This is a genomic window from Lautropia mirabilis, from assembly GCF_900637555.1.
Classification (GTDB): Bacteria; Pseudomonadota; Gammaproteobacteria; order Burkholderiales; family Burkholderiaceae_E; genus Lautropia; species Lautropia mirabilis.
Window position 1 is genome coordinate 379,260 of sequence record NZ_LR134378.1, and the last position, 21,852, is coordinate 401,111.

At 63.9% G+C, this 21,852-nt stretch carries 16 protein-coding genes; 3 read left to right on the plus strand and 13 right to left on the minus strand.

The window, feature by feature from the left end:
* Positions 1-54 precede the first annotated feature (54 nt).
* Positions 55-1,440 (minus strand): hypothetical protein, encoded by a 1,386-nt coding sequence (locus EL249_RS01560; protein WP_005674788.1) that lies wholly within the window; start codon positions 1,438-1,440, stop codon positions 55-57.
* A gap of 710 nt (positions 1,441-2,150) precedes the next feature.
* On the opposite strand from EL249_RS01560, the gene EL249_RS01565 reads away from it, so the two are divergent.
* On the plus strand, positions 2,151-3,416 hold the full coding sequence (locus tag EL249_RS01565) for a hypothetical protein (RefSeq protein WP_126348038.1): 1,266 nt from the start codon (positions 2,151-2,153) through the stop codon (positions 3,414-3,416).
* A 696-nt stretch (positions 3,417-4,112) separates the two neighbouring features.
* A complete protein-coding gene (locus EL249_RS01570; protein WP_005674783.1) occupies positions 4,113-5,471 on the plus strand; it encodes a hypothetical protein in 1,359 nt (452 codons plus the stop codon).
* A gap of 12 nt (positions 5,472-5,483) precedes the next feature.
* Here the strand turns inward: EL249_RS01570 and EL249_RS01575 are convergent, their stop codons facing one another.
* From EL249_RS01575 to EL249_RS01590, 4 genes are all read right to left on the minus strand, one after another.
* On the minus strand, positions 5,484-6,146 hold the full coding sequence (locus EL249_RS01575) for a PIG-L deacetylase family protein (RefSeq protein WP_005674782.1): 663 nt from the start codon (positions 6,144-6,146) through the stop codon (positions 5,484-5,486).
* Positions 6,147-6,245: 99 nt separating this feature from the next.
* Positions 6,246-7,478 (minus strand): glycosyltransferase family 4 protein, encoded by a 1,233-nt coding sequence (locus EL249_RS01580; protein ID WP_040530191.1) that lies wholly within the window; start codon positions 7,476-7,478, stop codon positions 6,246-6,248.
* A 31-nt stretch (positions 7,479-7,509) separates the two neighbouring features.
* Complete coding sequence (gene wecB, locus EL249_RS01585) at positions 7,510-8,616, minus strand: non-hydrolyzing UDP-N-acetylglucosamine 2-epimerase (protein WP_005674780.1); 1,107 nt, start codon at positions 8,614-8,616, stop codon at positions 7,510-7,512.
* 326 nt (positions 8,617-8,942) lie between these two features.
* Positions 8,943-10,694, minus strand: coding sequence for a hypothetical protein (locus EL249_RS01590; RefSeq protein WP_040530189.1), 1,752 nt, complete (start codon positions 10,692-10,694; stop codon positions 8,943-8,945).
* 10 nt (positions 10,695-10,704) lie between these two features.
* Here EL249_RS01590 and EL249_RS01595 point away from each other — a divergent pair, with 10 nt between their 5' ends.
* Positions 10,705-11,730, plus strand: a complete 1,026-nt coding sequence (locus EL249_RS01595; protein ID WP_050781976.1) for a hypothetical protein — start codon at positions 10,705-10,707, stop codon at positions 11,728-11,730.
* A 729-nt stretch (positions 11,731-12,459) separates the two neighbouring features.
* On the opposite strand, the gene slmA is transcribed toward EL249_RS01595, so the two are convergent.
* The 8 genes from slmA to EL249_RS01635 form a co-directional block, all read right to left on the minus strand.
* Complete coding sequence (slmA, locus tag EL249_RS13700) at positions 12,460-13,179, minus strand: nucleoid occlusion factor SlmA (protein WP_050782099.1); 720 nt, start codon at positions 13,177-13,179, stop codon at positions 12,460-12,462.
* Between the two features lie 354 nt (positions 13,180-13,533).
* Positions 13,534-14,421 (minus strand): acetylglutamate kinase, encoded by an 888-nt coding sequence (gene argB, locus EL249_RS01605; RefSeq protein WP_005674776.1) that lies wholly within the window; start codon positions 14,419-14,421, stop codon positions 13,534-13,536.
* 211 nt (positions 14,422-14,632) lie between these two features.
* Entirely contained in the window at positions 14,633-16,564 is a 1,932-nt protein-coding gene (locus EL249_RS01610) for a putative bifunctional diguanylate cyclase/phosphodiesterase (RefSeq protein ID WP_005674775.1), read from the minus strand.
* 223 nt (positions 16,565-16,787) lie between these two features.
* Complete coding sequence (gene hslU, locus EL249_RS01615; RefSeq protein ID WP_005674774.1) at positions 16,788-18,140, minus strand: ATP-dependent protease ATPase subunit HslU; 1,353 nt, start codon at positions 18,138-18,140, stop codon at positions 16,788-16,790.
* Positions 18,137-18,655, minus strand: a complete 519-nt coding sequence (hslV, locus tag EL249_RS01620) for an ATP-dependent protease subunit HslV (protein ID WP_005674773.1) — start codon at positions 18,653-18,655, stop codon at positions 18,137-18,139. Before hslV ends, hslU begins: the two co-directional genes overlap by 4 nt.
* Before the next feature lie 138 nt (positions 18,656-18,793).
* Entirely contained in the window at positions 18,794-20,050 is a 1,257-nt protein-coding gene (locus EL249_RS01625) for an STAS domain-containing protein (protein WP_005674772.1), read from the minus strand.
* Positions 20,051-20,393: 343 nt separating this feature from the next.
* Positions 20,394-20,819: an RNA polymerase-binding protein DksA gene (dksA, locus tag EL249_RS01630; protein ID WP_005674771.1), complete on the minus strand. Its 426-nt coding sequence runs from the start codon at positions 20,817-20,819 to the stop codon at positions 20,394-20,396.
* Between the two features lie 17 nt (positions 20,820-20,836).
* Positions 20,837-21,811: a CobW family GTP-binding protein gene (locus EL249_RS01635; RefSeq protein WP_005674768.1), complete on the minus strand. Its 975-nt coding sequence runs from the start codon at positions 21,809-21,811 to the stop codon at positions 20,837-20,839.
* Positions 21,812-21,852 lie beyond the last annotated feature (41 nt).

The window sequence follows — 21,852 nt, forward strand, 5'->3', positions numbered from 1 at the left end:
GGCCGTTCTGCATCAGAGGTTTCCATCCGATGCTTCAGGTGCCTTCAACCGGTCTCATGGTGCAAGGTGCAACACCACGGGCCAATTGGAATCGGGGTCGCCCGAGCTGTTGTGATTGAAGTGGTTGAAGTTGATCCAGCGTCCATTCAGCCGATGCTGCGCATGTGACTCCGTAAACGATGCGGGCCAGCTAAACCCATGCCTGGAGCCATTGCGGAAATCGGCGAACATCCACCGACTGCCGCCTTCAGGGTGAAACTCCACGTCATAGGTCTGACCGGCCTGCAACGTGATGGCGCCGAACGAGGCGTCATACCAATACACCTTGCCAACCTGGTACGTGTTGTTGGTCGACAGAGCACGGTAATTTGCCCCGGAGCTGATCCGGCCACTGGCCAGTTCCTGGCTGCCATGCATGATACGCCAGCGCAACGAACCTCCCACTGCGGCAGCCGTCGCAAATGACAGGCCTGTGACCCGCTTGTTGCTGCGGGGATTGAACTGTTCACGCACCGGGCTGTTGCTGGTGGCCGGGAAGATTCGTTTGGGTGCAACCGATCCGCTTTCCATGATCGTCGACCCCTGTCTTTGACCGTCCCGAGTGGTCAACTGCAGGATAGGAATGTAGTAATTGCCGCTGGAGGCGTTCTGAGTCAGATCCTCCCATGAGAAAGTAGCTCCTGACCAGGCCGCACGCTTGCCCAGCAGCGTGGCCCAGTCCGTCGTCGAGATCCACCGTGACGGACGCCCATTACCTGCATTGCTGATGGCATTGTTGCTGCTGATGTAATTCCGATGTGGCGCGCCATCGACGTTGTCCAACACCAGATGATAGAGATGCCCGGCCACCAGAGGCTGCTGGCTACTGAAGTGCGCATCACCAAAGATGGGCTTGCCTTGATAGGTCGCCTGACCAGGGGTGAAATAGGCCGTGGCCAGCGGAGATGCCGAGAGATTCGGACGATGAGCACCACTGCCGTCATCAGGCATCAACCGGAGGCGGATGGTTCCGCCGTTGCCGGACGAATACCCTTTGCCCGGCTGCCAATAGAGACGGGCAGTACTCAGATGGCCATTGATGGTAGCCCGGAAGCGGTTCGACACCACCTGCTCCCGATTGTTGACAATGCCCGGGATGGTATTGCTCAGAGCATCCTGCCGGAAAATGCCGGGACCATAGAGTCGGCGGGCCTCGGCTGAGGTCAACGAGAGGTTGCCACTGCCAGCGGGGACGATGGGACCCGCCTTGGCACGACGCTGGGCGGCCTGCTGGCCCAGTACCGGCAGTGCTTTGGCTGCCTGACCGGCAGTGGGTTCATGGGTATCTGCACCGCATGCGGCAAGCGGAATGACAAGAGCAAGAATGCTCCTGCGCAACGCGCCATGGCCAAATACGGAATTGCTGTGCTTGCTACCGAGGTTTACCTGTTTGGTGTTCATCGCGTTTGTCTCCAGTTGCGACATTTGTAATTTTATGTCACAACGTCGAATTAGTAAACACAATTCGTATTGTGAAATTTTTTGCTTATATACCAAGCAGATAGCGTTCCGGCACCTCCTCCCACTAGGCAAACAACGTTCAAGAACAAACTGCATACACATCGCGATAGCCCCTCCCTTGGCAGGAAGAAGCTCCCCCACCCAGCCATCCGAGGCATCTGGCGCCCCCATCCGATGCCTCAAGCGCCTTCAACCGGTCTCATGGTGCAAGGTGCAACACCACGGGCCAGGACGCACCACAGGCCTGCTTCCCCTTTGCAACCATCCGCCGCTCCACCAGCCCCCAAAAATGGTGGGGCTTGCAATGGCAGGGAAAGCTGTCTCCAGACAGCCCGAGCATGGCAATAAGTCCCGATGGACGTAAATACACTGTTCATTTTTGGCCCTTATCCGGACCAAACGTCAATATCACCGTAAAAAGCAGCAATTCCGACACCAGGCACGGCGCATATATTCCCTCCCGATAAAACTCGCCACCGAATTTATTCCCAAATACCGTGTTTACTTTCCCGGCGCTTGCCCCTAATATCCCGGGATACCGATCCGGAGAGGAATTCATGAAAATTAGCAATAGCAACGTTGCTAATACCGTACATAAACGCACTTCGCGTAACAATATTTTGCTATTTAGCGCCCTTCTGGCCGGGGCAGTGTTGTCTGGATGCGGCGGTGGCGGCGGTGGTTCTGGCGCTTCGGACGTTCCTGTCCAGCAGACCAAGGCCATTGTCAGCCAGCCCGGCAGCGAAGGTTACGCACTCAACTCGGCCGAGATCGGCCGGCTCTACGGCCCCGGCGTGTTCCGGCAGGATGCCCTGGGCAACACCATGATCGGCATCAACGGCAGCCAGGAGAGAATCGTCTCCAACCGCTTCCGGGCCACCATCAGCGGCAACCTGGCCTCGGCACGGCTGTACTGGCAACCGGGAACGGGCTATTCGCGGGGCAACGGCGGCGTCATCCGTCTGCGCCTGCTGCCCGACGACGGTTCGGACGCCCATGCACCCGACATGTCGGCCACGCCGCTGGCCACGGCAGAGTTCACGCCGGGTTCGGCCGCCCAAGGGGATCGCGCCATCTTTGCCGACAGCACGTTCACCAGCCAGCAGCCGCTGGTGGCCGGCCAGATCTACCATCTGGTGATGGACAACGTGGCTCCGGATCCGCGCGAGAACTACATCAGCAGCAACAACGCCATCACCCACGAACAGAACGACCGCCCCTCCCGCTGGGTCTCCTCCATTGACTGGGGCACGCTGCGGGGCTCGCGTGCGGCGGGTTCCTCGGATGCCTTCACGTGGTCCGACTACACGCGCAGCGCCTCCAACGGCAACTACTATGTGCCCATCCTGCAGCTCACCACGGCAGACGGCCAGCGCCAGGGCATGGCCAACATGGAAAGTGGCGCCGTCGATCCGGGTCGCATCTTCACCATCGGGGCCGATCAACCCATCCGGGAACGTTTCCGCCCCACGCGCGAGCGGCGCGTGACGGGCCTGTCGTTTGCCACGGCGGCATCGGTTGCGGGCACGCTGCAGTGGCGCATCCTGCAGGGCAGCAACGTGCTGGCCAGCGGGCAGTTCACGACAGACGCGCCCAACTACACCGCGCTGCAGGCCAACGCCAACCGGGTCGGCAAGGTCTTCTGGCATGACGCCGAGATCAATGGCGGCCAGGGCGTGACGCTGGCCGCCGGCCAGACCTACGACGTGGAGTTCCAGCCCCAGGGCCAGAGCCAGTGGAAGGTGGCCGACTTCTACAACGGCTCGCTGCACGGCTTCAGCTGGCCAGCGGCCTTCACCGAATCCAATGCCCAGCACCGCGTGAATGGTCAGTGGATCAACGTCGACCACTTCAACCACACCCGTGCCGGCAAGGTCGAGGCCAACTGGCCCGTGGTCCTGCACATGGCGCCCTGACGCCCGCCAGGGTTCCGGAACGCACACGCGCCCCCGCCAATCCCCGGATCGCCAGCCTTTCGCCGGCGGTCCGGGTCGGGTACAACGATTTCGTGTACCTGTCAGGCCACACTCTGCAAGAGAAAATTGACACGGAATTTCGGCCGCTTTCGTGCCGGAATGCACCACCGGGGCCCCTTCAGAAATGAGGGCCGGGCGGTCGTTTTTGATCCGTTCAGGAGCATTTTTCGGGTCTTTATGCGGCCGGAATACGCCAACGACGGGTACGCGCCCAATCCGCGCGTACTGCCCTTCCGTACCCGCAAAGCGGCCACTGGTCCCCGAATAACGGCCTCACATCTGTCGCACACCATCATTGACGCCATGCCGACCTTATTATCCGGACATTATCCATAAACTCGCCCCTATTGCGCCCGGAATTCATCTCCCGTATCCGGCACACGGCGCGGCCATTCATTCCGCTCTGCTGGCGCGCATCATGACGATATCTGGCGCCCATCTCCGCCGAAATAGGTCCATCCGCGCAGAATCGTCATATCCCCCAATAAATGGGGACTCGACAGTCAGGGGTTTTTGTTTACTTTACCGACAAGGGCACATACCATTACGCCCGTCAAACTTAGGAATAACTCAATGACAAATTGCAATATAAACGTCAGCAAAAAACCTCATAGTCATTCATATATATACAACTCGTTGCGCAAAGGCATCGTCGCCCTGGCCATTCCCCTGGCAGCTTGCGGCGTGCATTCGGACGATGACACGGCCCATCTGAACACCAAGGCCGTCTCTTCCCACGCCCCGAACACCCTGGCCACGCAGAGCGACAGCACCCCGGCGAAGACCACGCAGGCCCCAGGCCGTCGCCAGACCAAGGCCGTGGTATCTGCCGGCAGCGGCAACCACGCGCTGACCTCGTATGAAGTGCGCCGGCTCTACGGTCCGGGTGTCTTCCGGCAGGATGCGCTGGCCAACACCATCGTCGGCATCAACGGCCGGCGTGAGCAGATCATCTCCAACCGCTTCCGGGCCACCATCAACGGCCACCTCAGCACCGCCCGCCTCTACTGGCAGCCGGGTCGCGGCTATTCGGCCGGTAACGGCGGCAATATCCGCCTGCGGCTGATGCCCGATGACGGCAGCGGCGCACACCGCCCCAACATGTCGGCCACACCGCTGGCCACGGCCTATTTCACGCCGGGTTCGGCAGCCTACCGCGGCAATCCCATCTTCAACGATGCCTATTTCAGCAGCCAGCAGCCTCTGGTGGCCGGCCGCATCTATCACCTGGTGCTGGACAACATCCACCCGGCGCCGCACCAGAACTACATCAGCAGCAACAACACCATCACCCATTCGGGCAATGGCCGGCCTTCGCGCTGGGTCTCGCCCACCGACTGGGCCACGCTGCTGGGCACCCGGAACGCGTGGTCGGGTGGGGGATTCTCGTGGAACGACATGACGCAGAGCCCCGCCGGCGGCAACTACTATGTACCCATCCTGCAGCTGACCACCCGCAATGGCCAGAAGCAGGGCTCGTCGGCCATGGAAAGCGGTGCCGTGGACCCGCAGCGCATCTTCACGGCCACGGCCAGCCACCCGGTGCGTGAGCGTTTCCGCCCGTACAGCACCAAACGGGTCTCGGGACTGTCGTTTGCCACGGCAGCCTCGGTGGGCGGATCGCTGCGCTGGCGTATCGTGCAGGGCAACCGCGAACTGGCCAGCGGCCGCATCAGCTCGGGTGCCAACTACTACGGGCTGCAGCTCAAGTCCGCGCGGGTGGGCAAGGTTTACTGGTATGACGCCTCGTTCGGCGCCATCACGCTGCAGGCCGGCCAGACCTACGATGTGGAGTTCCTGCCCGAAGGCGGCAGCCAGTGGAAGTTTGCTGATTTCCGCAACGGTTCGCACCACGGCTTCAGCTCGCCGGTGGCGTTCACCGAATCCAACGCCCAGCACCGCGTGAACGGCAACTGGATCAACGCCTACCACTTCAACCACTACAGCAACGGCGGCACAGACTCCAACTGGCCGGTGGTCCTGCACCAGGAGTGAGTCAGCGCGACCTCAGTCCAGAATCAGCCGCGGAACGTCGAAGACCTCGGCCAGCGGCTTCTGGATCTGGGTACCGCGCACCAGCGCCAGCGCCCGCACGTAGGCCTCGTTCACATAGGTGCGACAGGCCTGCTGCGAGTTGTACTCGTACAGCGCGGCAATCTTCTTCTGGATGTCCTCTTCCTCGAGCGTCACGAAGCAGCGGTTGGAAAATTCCAGCGTGTTCCACGACAGCTCGTAGGCCAGGATGGTGGTGCGCTTGAAGGCGCGGAAGCCCTCGTCGGCCACCGTCTTGTGATCCTGATGGGTATCGGTGGCACTGGGCACGAAGACCAGCGAAGGCCGATACTCGCGGTTCAGGCGGATCATCGTGTCCAGCACGCGCTGCCGATGCTCGGGGAAGGTGCGCACCTGAAAGTCCAGCACCAGCGCATCCTCGGGCTTCACGCCCAGCTTCTGGGCCGCATTGCGGTTCTCGGTACGCAGCACGTCACGCGGAAAGCCCTTGGGCACGGAGTCCTCGGCGGCCGAGAAGGCCACGGTGATGACGCGGTGGCCACTGCGGACCAGGCGGGCGATGGTGCCGCCGCAGCCCAGCTCGGCATCATCGGTGTGCGGGGCAAGTACCAGCACGTTGCCGGAACCCCCGGCCGAAAAAAGCTTGTCGATGTTCATTGTTGTGATTCTTGGTGGGACCGGCACGCCTTGCGGCGCACCGGTCCGGTCATGACTGCGGGACGGCTTCCGTATCACGCGCCCTGAAGGGCTGCGATCTCACTTGCCACGGCTGGCCATCACGTCCTGCACCACGTCCATCACCAGGCCGGCAGAGCGCTCGCGCGAGAAGTCCTTGGAGGCTTCCAGCGCCTTGCGACCCAGTTCGGCCTTCAGTTCCGGATTGTCCGCCAGCCGCTGGATGGCAGCCGCCATGTCCTGCGGGTTCTCGGGGCGCACATTGATGCCGAAACCGTATTCGTCCACCAGCCCGGTGGCCTCACCGGCCGGCAGGCTCATGATGACGGGCATGCCCATGGCCAGCGCCTCGAACGTCTTGGACGAGATGGTGGCCTTGAAGAGAGGCCGATCCTTCATCATCACGATGGCGGCGTCGAGCAGGCTCCAGACCGCCGGCATCTCGGACTGGTCAAAGGGCGGCAGCAGCTTCACGTTGGTTAGGCCCTGGTCCTTGATGGATTTCTCCACCTCGGCATACTCGGCGCCCGCACCAGCCAGCATGATCACGATGTCGTCGCGGTCACGCAGCAGCGCCCCGGCATCGACGGCGGTCTGCACGCCCGCGCCCATGCCGATGGTGCCGTAGTAACCCACCACGAACTTGCCCTGCAGGCCGAGCTTCTCCACCAGAGCCGGATCCTTGGGCCGCGGGGTGAAGCGGTTGGTGTCGGCGCCGTTGCGCACCACCACCACCTTGTCACCCGGAATGCCCCGGTCCACCAGGTCCTGGCGCAGCCCCTTGGTCACGGCAATCACCCGGTCGGATGCCCGGTACATGCTCATCTCGATCCAGTACAGCATGCGGATGAGCAGGCCTTCCTTCATGGCACCCACGGCCACGATGGAGGCCGGCCACAGGTCACGCAGCTCGAAGATCCAGGGCAGGCGGCGCAGCCGCGACACGATCCAGCCTGCCACCGCACAGAAGAACTGGGGCGAGGTGGAGATGAGGATGTCGGGGCGGCGCTGGAACATGGCGGCAATGCCGCCCGTCACCATGAAGGAGACATAGTCCAGGATGCGCTTGAGGAAGCCCTCGTTGGCCGCGATGTAGCTCTTGACGCGGATGACCTTCACCCCCCCCATGTCTTCCTTGAAGTACCAGTGGTTCTTGTAGCCGGCCAGCGGCTTGCCCTGGGGGAAGTTGGGGGCGGTGGTGATGACGGTGACCTGGTGGCCATCCTTCACCCAGCGCGAAACGTGCTCCCAGGTACGCATGGCGGGCACGTTGCGCTCGGGCGGAAAGTTGTCCGTCAGGAAGAGGATATTCAAACGACGGGTTTCCATGATCAGCGGGAGCAGTTCAGCGCTTGAACGTCATCTGCGGCATCTTCACCAGCGTGGCGGCGATCTTCACGCCGGCATCGCCGTTGCCGTAGTGCTCTTTCGGGGTGCCGCGCGTGCCCACCCGCGACAGGCAGATGTCCTTGAACTTCTCGGGATCATCCAGCGGGGCCAGCACGTTCCAGCCGGAATCGACCAGTTCGGTCCATTCGGTCTCGTCGCGGAAGGTGACGCAGGGCACCTTGTGGAAGAAGGCCTCGCGCTGCACGCCGCCCGAGTCGGTGACGATGACGGCCGCGGCACGCTCCAGGCGCACGATGTCGATGTAGCCGATGGGGTCGACGATCTTGAAGTTGGGCGACTTGGGCTTGAAGCCCAGGGCCTCGACGCGCGAACGGGTGCGCGGGTGCAGCGGCAGCACCACGGGCAGGTGCTGGGCCAGCAGGTCCAGACCTTCCATCAGGCACTGCAGACGCTTGGGATCGTCAGTGTTGTTGGCGCGGTGCACGGTGCACAGCACGAACTTGCCGGGCTCGACGCCGAAGGTTTCCAGCGCGTGCGAGCGGCGCTCGGCCACTTCGGCCATCTGCAGGGCGCAGTCATACATCACGTCACCCACCTGCTCGACGCGCGGGCCGCTGATGCCTTCGCGCAGCAGGTTGGCGGTGGAGACGTCCGTCACCGAGAAGTGCACGTCGGTGATGTGGTCGGTCAGCACCCGGTTGATCTCTTCCGGCATGCGGTTGAACGAGCGCAGGCCGGCCTCGACGTGGGCCAGCGGCAGGTGGATCTTGGCCGCAGCCAGCGCACCGGCCAGCGTGCTGTTGGTGTCACCGTAGACAACGACGACATCGGGTTTCTCGTCGATGTAGAGCTTTTCCAGGGCCTCCAGCATGCGGCCGGTCATGGCGCCGTGCCCGCTGGCCGAGATGTGCAGGTTGAAGGCCGGCGCCGGCATGCCCAGTTCTTCAAAGAACACATCGGACATGTTCTGGTCGTAGTGCTGGCCAGTGTGCACGATGGCGTGCTCGACGTCCGGATACTTTTCCAGGGCCTGACTGACAATGGCGGCCTTCACGAACTGGGGTCGTGCGCCGACAACCGAGAAGATGCGTGTCTTGGACATGTTTGTAACGAATCTCTAAAACTGACGGAACCGTTATGAATATAGCTGCCCTGTTTTATGAGTCAACACGAAAGCCCCTCCATGTGCCAACTATGTCCAGGTTTCGCGCGCAAAAACATGGACTTGCCAAGTGTTGCTTCTCAACAACGCATTTGTAAAACCCCTTTAGTGATTCATTATTCCTTATTACGTAATTCAGGCGTGAAAAAAGGCCGGATCGCCTCCTCGCGGAGAAGAGACGATCCGGCCCCGGGGTACATCGGTCTCGGGACCGGCTCAGGTCAGCGCCGGCGGTTGCCGGTCATGCCTGGGTCGCCCCCTCACCGTCACTGGGCCTTCCAGCTGTACAGGTGGTTGTTGGAGCCGAAGTAGATCCGGCCGTTGGCTGCGGCGCCCCCCACGGTGATGCGCACCGGCGAGGAGACCACACGGCTGACGGTATGGGCCTTGGTATCGACCTTGCCGATGCCGTTGTAGAGCAGGACGTAGATGCTGCCATCGGCACCCTTCACGAAGGCACGGGTACCCTGGGCGTACACGGAGGGTCCCAGGTCCTTCGAGAAGCGGTTGACCGAGACCACCTGGCGGTTGTTCGGGTTGAAGACGAACAGGTCCACGCTGTCGGCCAGGCCATAGACCAGGCCATCGGCACCCACCATCAGGTCGGTGATGGTCTTGGCGCCCGGCACCGGCGCACCGCGCCAGCGCACCTCATGGGTGTTCGCATCCATCAGGAAGAGCTCGCTCGAATCGGTGGCTTTGGTGACACCGCCCGTGCCCGGCGCCACGGTCGTGCCGCCCAGCAGCATGCCGTTGGACAGCTCGACCATCGCCTGCACCGAGTGGTTGGGCACCAGGTGCCAATGATCGATCCGGCTCTTCTGACCGCTGGAACGGTTCCAGAACATCATGCCGCCGCCGGTCGTGCCGTATTCCGGCGTGCCGGCCAGCGCGATCTGCGAACCGCCCCCCATGATCAGCATGGCGTGCGGCCGGTTGATGGACGGGTAGGCGTTCAGCACTTCCGAGAACTCGTTCTTGCCGTTCTCATTCTCCTGGAACAGCTTGCCGTCCGGATAGGCGGCCACGTACAGGCGCGAGCCCAGTGCGGCCATCACGTTCGGCTGGCGCGGCAGCTGCTTGCTGTCGAACTTGTTGTCACCCGCGCTGTAGTAGAAGGTGTGCATCGGGAAGCGCGTGCCGCCGCACACCTTGTTGTCGCCGGTGGCGCAGACGAAGGTCAGCGCAGCGCCCTGGGTGGTGTAGTTGAACTTCACCGTCTTCTGCTGGCCCGACGCATCACGCGTGACCAGGGTACGGTCGTGCATGTCCACCGACACCAGGCGACGACCCGACGGGAACTCGCGGTCCACCAGATTCTGCGCCCCGCCCTTCAGGTTGGATTCGGCCACCCGCGCCCCCGCACCCAGGCCGCTGGCCTTGCCGTTGGTCAGCATGAACTGCTGCTGGCCGTTGCGGGCATAGACAACGTTGCTCTGGGACTGCGTCACCACGGCGGTGCCCGAAACACGCTGCGAGGACGACAGCAGCGCCTGGGTGGCGTGGCTCTGGATGTTGTAGGCGTAGATCTGCGAAGCCGCCAGACCCGATCCCACGTAGACCCAACCATGGGCATCCACCGCGATGGAGCGCGGATACTGCGTCCACGACTCCTTCGCCAGCTGGCCATGATTCTGCAATGATGAATTCTGCGGATTGAAACTCACCAGCTGGTTGTTCGGGTAGGTGGCCGCCCAGATCCGGCCATCCTTGTCCTCGGTCAGGCTCATGGCGGTCTTGCCGTTGACCTTGCCGTGGAAGGTGAAGCGCTTGCTGGCCACGTCGAACTCGACGAACTGGCTGTTGAACAGCGTGTACAGGCGGTTCTTCGACGACAGGTAGATGGCCGAGGGCTCGTCACCGTCCGGCTTGAACGGCACATCGAACTGCTGCGAGGCGCCCGTCTCGGCATTCACCATCAGAATGGCATAACCGCCGCGCCAGTCCTGCAGCCAGGTCAGGATCACGTCCTGGCCGCTCTGGTCCACGGTGGACACCACGCCCCGGGTCTGTGCCACCGGGGTGGGAATGCCGTGGTCAACGAACCCGGCAGCCTGGGCCTGGCTCTGGCCGGCCTGGGCTTCGGCGGCATCCTGGGTGGTGCCGGCGGTCTGGCCCTGCGTCTGGGACTGGTTCTGTGCTTCCTGCTGGCCCTGGCCTTCGGTCTTGCTGTTGCTGGGCGAGGTGGCGTCCTGGTCCTGGGTCTGGTCGCTGGTGGCGCCCGAAGTCTGGCCCTGGACATTGGACTGCCCGCCGGACTGCGTGGTGCTGTCGGTGGTCGACGCCTGGCTGCTGCCATCTGCGGCCGACTGGCCCGTGCTGCTGCTGGATGCACTGTCACCCGTGGACGTACTACCGCTGCCGGAAGTGCTGCTGCTGGTGGCGGAGGAGTCGCCGGACGACGCGGTGCCAGTGCCGGACGACGAGTCGTTGGCGGCCGTGGTGCCAGCTGCGGACGTGCTGCCACTGCCGGACGCCGTGTCACCGGTCGAGGCGGTGCTGCTGCCGGACGTGCTGCCACCCGTGGACGAGGTGTCGCTGCCGGACGTGGTGCCCGTGGTGCTGCTGCCGGAGGCAGTGTCAGCCGCCGAGGTCGTGGCGCCGCTGGACGCGGTGTCGCTGCCGGAGGCAGTACCAGCGGTCGTCGCAGCATCGCTGCCCGAGGCCGCGCCGCTGGTCGATGCGGTATTGCTGCTGGTCGAGCCTGCAGCCCCCGTCGAGGTCGACGCACCGCCCGTGGTGGCGGCACTGCCATCGCTGGAGCCCGTGGTCTGGCTGCTGCCAGCCGCCTGGGTCGCTGAAGAGGTCTGTTCCGAACCCGAGGCGGCCTGCGTGGACGCGTCGCTACCGGAGGAAGCCTGCGTCGTGGAGGAGCCCGTGCTGCTGCTTCCGGTGGAGGCGCCGCTGCCGGTCGCCGTGGAACTGCCGCTGTCGGCCGTGGTCGAGGCACCAGCGCCGGTGGTTGCCGAGGTTCCGCCACTGGCGGCCGTCGAGCTTCCGTTGCTGGCGGTATCCGAGGTGGCGCTGCCGGCCTGCCCGGTCGTGGCCGCCTGACCCGCAGCCGACGAGCCTGCGGCCGCTGCGCTGGAATCCGCGCTCTGGCCATCCGCCGACGTGGCCGGCCGGGTCGAGGGGGTGTCCTGGGTGCCGCTGTCCTGTTCACCAGCTTGCGCCTGGGCGGCGCTCGACGTGCTGGAATCGGCCTGAGCCTGGGTGGTGGAGCCCTGGCTGCTGCCAGAGGCCTGGGCAGTCCCGGTTTCGCCTGCCTTGGCCTGTACAGAGGTAGTCTCCTGCGATGCAGGGATATTGGTGGCATGGGCGCTGCCCACGACGCACGGCAGCATCAGCGCTGCAATGACGGCGGCCAGCGGTCGCCGGCCCTGACTGGAAGATACGGATACCGCGCGCAGGTGGCAGTCATCTCGGTTCAGAAACATGAAAACGTCCCATTGATAATTCACAAGGAAAGGGACGGCCAGTCTAGCCCGGCATGTCGGCAGACACTACAAATATCCTGCCACCACATTAACAGTGACTGACGGCGATTTACAGCCTGCATACATGGCGCATCGAATTCATGCGCTCATTACGACAGCACACGACAATACGGAAGGATGTGTCATGCCGTACCGAAAATATTGCCATCCCTCCCGAAAACCCTGACAGCAAGCCATTCTTCGGCCATCAGCCCATCTGGCAGGCCATGCGTGCAGCCCGTGATGGATCGCGCCGTCCATGGGGAAATCAAATGCTGGTACGGAAGCAGGGACGGATTATCTTCCGTCAGCTCACAAAATACCCGATCTGTATACTGACATTTTCAGTGGGCATGCGCTTGAAGCCGCCCTTGGCATAACGCGCCCAGCGACCCAGCACATAGGACAGCACCAGATCTGCCCGGGCACCGGCATCGGTGTCGGCCGGCAATTGTTCCTGCACCATGGCGGTACGGAAGCACTGCTTCAGCGACAGCTCCAGCCGGTCGGTCAGCTGATTGATGCGCACCTGCAGGCGGTCGTCCTCGTTGATCAGCGCGTCGCCCACCAGCACGCGGGTCATGCCGGGGTTGCGCTCGGAGAAGGTCAGCAGCAGGTTGGTGATCTGCTGCACCTGGGCCAGACCGTGCTCTTCCTCGCGGGTGATCTGATTGATCAGCCCGAACAGCGTCGATTCGATGAATTCGATCAGCCCCTCGAACATTTGGGCCTTGCTGGCAAAGTGCCGATAAAGCGCCGCTTCCGAGACCGAAAGCTTGGCGGCCAGCGCCGCCGTGGTGACGCGCTCGCCCTTGGGCTGCTCCAGCATCTCGGCCAGCGCCTGCAGGATCTGCAGGCGGCGCTCACCGGGCTTGGGGCGCTTGCGCACGCGGCGGCGCACATCGATCTCCTCACCCGACGAATCCGCCGACGCCTGCGCCGGCGCAGCGCCCTGCGACGCGGCAGCGCTCGCGTCCGCGCTCGCCGCCACGCCCGCCCCCTGCCCTTCCGGCGCGGCAGCAGCCATGTCCGGTGTCGAGGCAAGCGCGGCAGCCCCGCCCACGGCGGAACCGGAGGATTCAGGGAACTGGGAGTCGACGGGATCGGTCATGCGCGAACGGACGGTGCAGAGGGCCACGGCCCTGGGGCATTCGAAAGGTCCGCCAGTCAGAACGACAGCGGACGCGGGTATGGGGGTCGGCAGGCTGAGGGTGCCCGCGGGCGTCTTCCATTGTAGCCGGGCCTGCCCGCAGCCGGCACCCGGATCGACCGTGAAAGGCTGCAACGCCGGCTTTCACGTCCGGCAGGCCGCCCGACATCCGCACGGGTGCGGCCTGAAAGCAACACCGGCAGCCTGCCGAGCCAACCGGGTGCGGCCGACTCAGTTGCAGCTGATCATCGTGCCCACGCCCTGGTCGGTGAGCAGCTCCAGCAGCAGGCAGTGGTCCACCCGACCGTCGATGATGTGGACGGCCTTCACGCCCGACCTGGCGGCATCCAGCGCCGACGAGATCTTGGGCAGCATCCCGCCCGAGATCGTGCCGTCTGCAAAGAGCGCGTCCACCTGGGCAGCCGTCAGCCCGGTCAGCAGCCTGCCGGACTTGTCCAGCACGCCGGCGGTGTTGGTCAGCAGCACCAGCTTCTCGGCCTGCAGCACTTCGGCGATCTTTCCGGCCACCACGTCGGCGTTGATGTTGTAGGTCTCGCCCGTCTCACCCGAACCGATGGGCGCCACCACGGGAATGAAGCTGTGGCTGGTCAGCGTGCGGATGATGGCGGGGTCGCACTGCTCGATGTCGCCCACCAGGCCGATGTCGACCATCTGGCCGGGCGTTTCCTGACTGGGCAGCAGCAGCTTCTTCGCACGGATCAGGTTGCCGTCCTGCCCGGTCAGCCCCACGGCCTGGCCGCCGGCCGTGTTGATCAGCTCGACAATCTCCTTGTTCACCTGACCGGCCAGCACCATCTCCACGATGGACATGGTTTCCTCGTCGGTCACGCGCATGCCCTGGATGAAGCGGCCTTCCTTGCCCATCCGGGTCAGCGCCTGCTCGATCTGCGGACCGCCGCCATGTACCACCACCGGATTGATGCCCACCAGCTTCAGCATCACCACGTCATGCGCGAAGCTGCGCTTGAGGCGCTCGTCGGTCATGGCGTTGCCGCCGTACTTGATCACCACGGTCTTGCCGTGGAAGCGACGAAGGTAGGGCAGCGCTTCGGACAGAATCTGCGCCTTGACGCCGGGAGAAAGGCTGTCGTCGGTCATGACCGGGGGTCTCCTGTGAAGGGACGCGCCACCCTGCGGCCGGATGCCGCCGCGCCACGTCCACCCGCGATGATAGCGGCCATCACCGCCGCCAGCACCCCGGACATGCCCGGGCCACCACACGGCCGTCCCCTGCCAGCCATGCGAGCGCCACCTGCGTCAGATCGTCAGACCTTTTGGGGAACGGTATCGAAGAAACCGGGCAGCCCCCTCAGACCAGCGCCGCGCGCCGTGCCGCGTTCAGACTCAGCTGGCTCTGGATGCGGGCCCGCAGCCACTGCTCCAGCTGGTCCGCCGGCAGCGGCTTGCTCAACAGGTAACCCTGCATCTGATCACAGCCATAGCCACGCAGGAAATCGACCTGCGCCTCGGTCTCGACCCCCTCGGCCACCACATACATGCCCATGCCATGACCCAGCGCGATGATGGCGCGGGCAATGGCGATGTTGTCGGACCCGTCGCCAGCCTCCGACAGGAACGAGCGGTCGATCTTCAGTGTGCGCGGGCTGAAGTTGCTCAGATAGCTCAGCGACGAGTGGCCGGTACCGAAATCGTCGATGGCCAGGCTCACCCCCATGTCCGCCAGGCGGCGCAACATGCGCACGTTGTCGCCGGCGTTGTCCACAAAGATGGTCTCGGTCAGCTCCAGCTCCAGGTAGCGCGCCTCCAGGCCCGTTTCCTTCAGGATGCCGGCCACCGTGTCCACGAAGCCGCGCTGCTGCAGCTGCCGCGCCGAGACGTTCACGGCCACACTCACCGGCGGCAACCCGCGCGCACGCCAGGTCATCACCTGGTTGCAGGCTTCACGCAGCACCCAGGCGCCGGCCGGCACGATCAGGCCAGTCTCTTCCAGCGCCGGAATGAACTGATCCGGCATCACCATGGGCTTGCCTTCGGGCTGCCAGCGCAGCAGCGCCTCCACGCCCGTCACCACGCCCGTCACGGTATGCACCTTGGGCTGGTAGTACAGCAGGAATTCCTCGTTGGCCAGCGCCCGACGCAGCGCCTGACCCAGCTCGTCACGCGCCTCGGCCTGCATATCCATGTTCTGGTCATGAATGGCATAGCTGCCCGAGCCCTGGTTCTTGGCAAAGATCTTGGCCAGCTCCGCCTCGCGGATCAGCTTCTCGGCCGTGATGGCACGGCCCGCCCGATGGCTGGCCCCCACGCTGGCCGACAGATACAGCTGATAGGGCCCCACCTCGAAGGCGTTGCCCAACGCATCCAGCACGCCGCGGGCAAAGGCCTCCGTCACCGGGGCCGAACGGGGCATGGCCTCCACCAGCAGCAGAAAGACATCGCCACCCGGCGTGCCCATCAGCACCGGCGGCAGATCGGCCTCGCGCGCCAGTGCATCTATTCGGACACGAATCACCTTGGCCACCTGCTCCAGCAGCAGGTCGGCACAGCTCTGCCCTACGGCACCGTTGACCATCTTGAAATGATCAAGGTCCAGATGAAACAGCGTGCATTCGGTGCCATCGCGTTCCGAACGCACCAGCGCATCCCGCACACCCTCGATGAAGGCATTGCGATCCAGCACGCCCTGCTCTGCCAACCCTGAGACGCGAGCCACCTCACGCCCCTGCCCGCGCGTGCGGCGGTATCCCTGCACGGCCACCAGCGCGATGCAGGCGCCCACCACCAGCACCAGTGAACCCACACCCAGCATGTGCCACAGCAGCGGCTTGCTGCTGCGGATGATCTCGATATCGGCCCGCAGCGCCGGAACGCCACGCAGCGGCGTCGTCACGGAAAACACCGGCCCATGGGGTACACCACCCCGCTGCGCCAGAATGACGCCGTTGGCATCGCGCACCATCTGCCGCCCCTCGAATTCCATGGGAGGCAATTGCTGCAGCAAGGCACTGATGCTGCGTGCGGTTGACGATCCGCCTTCCTCTGCATCCACGGCATCCGCCGAACTGCTTCGCGCCCTGACATCCTGCTGCAACAGGCGCTCGCGCAGGAACTCGGCATCCGCACGGGCCGTCTCCAGCATCTCGTGTTCAGCGGACGTCCAGGCGTAATGGAAGTAGGCCGTGGGTGCCGCCAGCAAGGCCACGATGCCCAGCACGGCGAGCGCGCGCATGACGTTGCCGCCCGCCCTGCCCGACCCGAAACGCTGCGCTGCAGAATTCATCTGCCCGTCCGACCTCGCTTGATGGGCCGCGGAACACTGTCCGCGACGATCGGCCGGCAGCACGCGCCGCCCCCTGGACAGCCATGCACGCCCGACCCCGACCGGGACGTGTCATGAACACGGCTCCCGATCGGCAATCTAAACAAGGGGAAATGTCACGGCGAACCACCACCAGCCGGACGGACAGCCACGACGCCATCAACGGCGGGTGGCCGGTGCTGCATCACAGCACGTAGCGCGACAGGTCCTCGTCGCGAGCGATGTCGCCCAGACGCTCCTCGACAAAGGCGGCATCGATCACCACCGTCTCGCCCGAGCGGCGATCGCCCTGGAACGACACCTCTTCCAGCAGCCGTTCCATGACCGTCTGCAGCCGACGGGCGCCGATGTTCTCGGTCCCCTCGTTCACGCGGAAGGCGGTCTCGGCCAGCTTGTTGATGCCGTCCTCGCGGAAGTCCAGCGTGATGCCCTCGGTGGCCAGCAGCGCCTGATACTGCTTGGTGAGGCTGGCATCGGTCTCGGTCAGAATGCGACGGAAATCCTCCACCGACAGCGAGCTGAGTTCCACGCGGATGGGGAAGCGCCCCTGCAGTTCCGGCACCAGGTCGGACGGCTTGGACAGATGGAACGCCCCCGACGCGATGAACAGGATGTGGTCGGTCTTGACCACACCATAGCGCGTGTTGACGGCCGTGCCCTCCACCAGTGGCAGCAGGTCACGCTGCACGCCCTGACGGGAAACGTCGCCACCCTGCACGCCGCTGCGCACGGCAATCTTGTCGATCTCGTCCAGGAAGACGATACCGTTCTGCTCGACGTTGGCCAGCGCGGTGAGCTTGATCTCCTCGTCGTTGACCAGCTTGCCGGCCTCTTCGTCCACCAGCAGTTTCATGGCTTCGGCAATGCGCATCTTGCGTTGACGCGTCTTGCCGGGCAGCCCCTGCATCATGCCCTGCAGCTGGTTGGTCAGTTCCTCCATGCCGGCCGGCCCCATGATGCCGATGTTCGGCATCGGCTGCGCCACGTCGATCTCGATTTCCTTGTCATCGAGATCGCCTTCGCGCAGGCGCTTGCGGAACTTCTGGCGGGCCACCGAATCGTCGGCGGTGGAGATGGGCTTTTCCAGGTCACGGTAGTCCGTGGGGGCACGCTGATGGGCCGACGACGGCAGCAGCGCATCCAGCACACGCTCCTCGGCCAGGTCGCGGGCACGTGCATCCACGCGCTGCTTGGCGCGGTCGCGCTCTTCCTTGATGGCGGCTTCCATCAGGTCGCGGATGATCGAATCCACGTCCTTGCCCACGTAGCCCACCTCGGTGAACTTGGTGGCCTCGATCTTGATGAACGGCGCGTTGGCCAGCCGGGCCAGGCGGCGGGCAATCTCGGTCTTGCCCACGCCGGTGGGACCGATCATCAGGATGTTCTTGGGCACGATCTCGTGGCGCAGCGGCTCGGCCACCTGCTGGCGACGCCAGCGGTTGCGCAGTGCAATGGCCACCGCGCGCTTGGCCTTGTCCTGGCCGATGATGTGCTTGTCCAGTTCGGAGACGATCTCCTGCGGCGTCATCTGCGTCATAGTGTCTCGATCGTGTGGTTCTGGTTGGTGTAGATGCACAGATCACCCGCAATCTTCAGCGATTTCTGCACGATCTCGGTCGGAGAAAGCTCGGTGTTCTCCAGAAGCGCCAGCGCAGCCGACTGCGCATACGCGCCGCCCGACCCGATGGCCACCAGCCCGTGCTCGGGCTCCAGCACGTCACCGTTGCCGGTGATGATGAGGGAATGCTGCTTGTCGGCCACGGCCAGCATGGCCTCCAGGCGACGCAGCACGCGGTCGGTGCGCCATTCCTTGGCCAGCTCCACGGCCGCCTTCATCAGGTTGGCCGGATAGCGCTCCAGTTGTGCCTCGAAACGGTCGAAGAGCGTGAAGGCGTCTGCCGTTCCGCCGGCAAAGCCGGCCAGCACCTTGTTGCCCCCCAGGCGGCGCACCTTGCGCGCGGTGCCCTTGACCACGATGTTGCCGAGGGTGACCTGACCGTCCCCCCCCAGGGCGACGCTGTCGCCTCTTCTGACAGATACGATGGTTGTCATGATGGTCCTGAAAGAGTTCCGGCGCCAGGAGGGAGCCGGAGGGGTTTCAGGACATATGGGGGGCCATCGGTCGATTTCAATGGCAAGGGGCCCTTCCGGGCCCCTTTTCGGCCTGGCCGCATGCGGCCAGGGTCTGCATCAGGCGTGACGCAGCTGCAGCTCGGCCAGGTCGCCCAGGCCCATCACGATCATCAGATAGGCCACCAGATAGCTGGGCTGGCGGATGGTGACGGGCTTGCCACCGGCCTGCAGCGACACCACTTCGTTGAGCAGCTCGCTGGCGCAGGCAAAGTCGATGCGCACCAGCTGACGGCAGTCCAGCGTCACTTCGCGGCGGTCTTCGGCCCAGGCACGCAGCCGACGGAACATGGTCTCGGCACGGCCGGTCAGCACGCCCGACAGCGCGAACATCTCGCCCACGTAGGGTTGCAGCGTCTCGCTGGTTTCCTCTTCGGGCTCGCTGTCAGCCAGCAGCACATGCACGGAATCCGGCAGCGGCTCCCACGACGGCGGGGAGACCTCGTAGGTCACGCAATACTCAATGGCCAGGTCCTCGAATTCCTGCTGGCGGCCCAGCATGCGCAGGGCCATCAGCCGCAGCTGCCAGCAGTGCTCGTCCGGATCACGGCGGCCACTCTCGGTCATCACCGACAGCGCCTTCTCCAGGGCTTCCACACCGCAGATCGTCAGCTCATGGCGCGCCTTGCGGAAATCACGGAACGTGCGCAGCAGCAGATCCGCACCGATCATGTCGATGCTGGTGACGCGGCTGAAGTCGACGCGCAGCTGGCGCTTGCGCTGGATGGCACGTGTCATCTGCTCGGTCTGCTTCACCACCTGGGCATCGATCACCGGCGGGAACAGCACCGTGGACGACAGGACCGCAGCCTGCTCTTCCTGCTGATTGGGCAGCACCAGTTCGTCCACCCAGGCGGGCGGCGACAGTTCGAAGGACGAGGCGTATTCCACCGCCAGGTTCTCGAATTCGGTCCGGTGCCCGCTGGCCTGATAAAGCTCCAGCAGCATCTTCCAGCCCAGGCGGGTATGCTCGCCCAGCTGCTTCTGATCAATGGCCTGGCGCAGGTTCTGCGTTGCTTCGCTCACCTGGCCATTGGCAAACAGCACCGACACTTCTTCCAGCACCGGCAGCAGGCCGGAACTCTGGATCTCGATGGCGCCTTCACGCGGACGCGCCAGCACGGAAGGCCGGCCCGACACATCGTTGGCAGCCTGCTCGGCCGATTCCGCCGCAGCAGCCGGAGCCTGAGCCTGCCCGGCCTTCGCCTCCTGCTGCATCAACGCCGGATTGGCAACCGAAACCCCCTCCTGCACCATCTGCGATTCGATCTCGTCGATCTTCTCGGCGGTGCGACGGGCGATTTCACGAGCGCTCAACCCGCTGGTCGATTCCGGCGACGGAGCGGCTTCGCTCTTGTTCCGGTTTTTTTTCCTGCTGAAAAAAGAAAAGAATCCCACGGACGTATGCCCCCTGACTGGCTCGTTTTTCAGTGTAGCACCGGCTGCCGTGCCGACCACCCCATCGGCGCCCCGCCAGTCGGGCCAGAGTATCCAGCCAGCCGGAACACCTGTTAAAGGGCCTTTCAAGCACCGCCAGTCAGCTGTACCCGACCGTCCGCCCTGCAGAATCCCACAAGAAAAAAGGGGGCGATTGCCCCCTTTCTCTGCGAAAGTGTGCCGACCACATCATGTCGTCGGCCTTTGCGCCACAGGATGGTGCTCAGTCACCGTACAGTTTCTGGCGCAGCTCACGGCGCTGCTGTGCTTCCAGCGACAGCGTGGCGGTGGGACGTGCCAGCAGGCGCGGAATGCCGATGGGATCACCGGTTTCCTCGCAGTAGCCGTAGTCGCCACTGTCGATCTGGGCCAGTGCCTGCTCGATCTTCTTCAGCAGCTTGCGCTCGCGGTCGCGGGTACGCAGCTCCAGCGCATGCTCTTCCTCGATCGTGGCACGGTCAGCCGGATCAGGAACGATGACGGTCTCGCGCAGATGCTCGGTGGTTTCACCGGCATTGTTGCGGATGTCTCTTTCCATCTGGCGCAGCCTGTCACGGAAGAATTCCAGCTGCACGTCGTTCATGTAGTCATCCTCGGACATCTTGAGGATGGCGTCTTCGGTCAGAACGGCCTGGTTCGCGGTTGTCATAGGAGCTCCTTGTACTTTCAGGCAAGGCACTGTTTCAGTCCGGCGATGAAAGTGTCCTTCGGCAGATTGCGGCCGATGAACACCATCTTGCTGGACGGCGTTTCGTGGGGTTCCCACTTTCTTCCCACGTCGGCGCCCATCATCATGTGGACGCCCTGGAACACCATGCGACGCGGCGTTCCCTTGATGTAGAGCACGCCCTTGTAGCGTAGCAGGTCGGGGCCGAAGACCTGGATCATGCCACCCAGGAATTCCTCCAGTTTGGTACCGTCGAAAGGCTTCTTCGACTTGAAGACAAAGGACGAGACCGCATCGCTGTGCGTGTGCTCGTCACTTTCCAGAAAGTCCGGGTCCACCTCCAGCACGGCATTCAGGTTGAACCCCTTGATGTCCAGCACTTCGGCCACATCCACGTTACCGAACTGAATGGTGCGGATCTGCGCGCGCGGGTTCATCTGGACCAGACGCCGGCGCAGCGCCTCCACCGTTTCCTCGTTGGCCAGATCGGTCTTGGAAATCAGGATGCGATCGGCAAAGCCCACCTGTGCCTGGGCTTCCTTGGTCTCGTCCAGCTGCTGGTTCCCGTGCAGGGCATCCACCACGGTGATGATGGCGTCCAGCATGTAGCTCTGCGCCACCTCGTCATCCATGAAGAAGGTCTGCGCCACCGGGCCCGGGTCGGCCAGACCGGTGGTCTCGATCACCACCCGGTCGAAATGGATCTCGCCCGCATCACGCCGGGCCTTCAGGTCCAGCAGGATGCGCACCAGGTCGCCCCGCACGGTGCAGCAGATGCAGCCGTTGTTCATCTCGACGATCTGCTCGTCACCCTGCAGCAGCAGATCGTTGTCGATGCCCTCCTCGCCGAACTCGTTCTCGATGACGGCGATTTTCAGACCGTGATCGTCCTTGAGGATCTTGTTGAGCAACGTGGTCTTGCCGCTTCCCAGGAAGCCGGTCAGGATCGTGGTTGGAATGAGATCGTTTGCCATTTCACACCTTCCTTGGCAGTGCCGGGAGCCTGAAAACGACT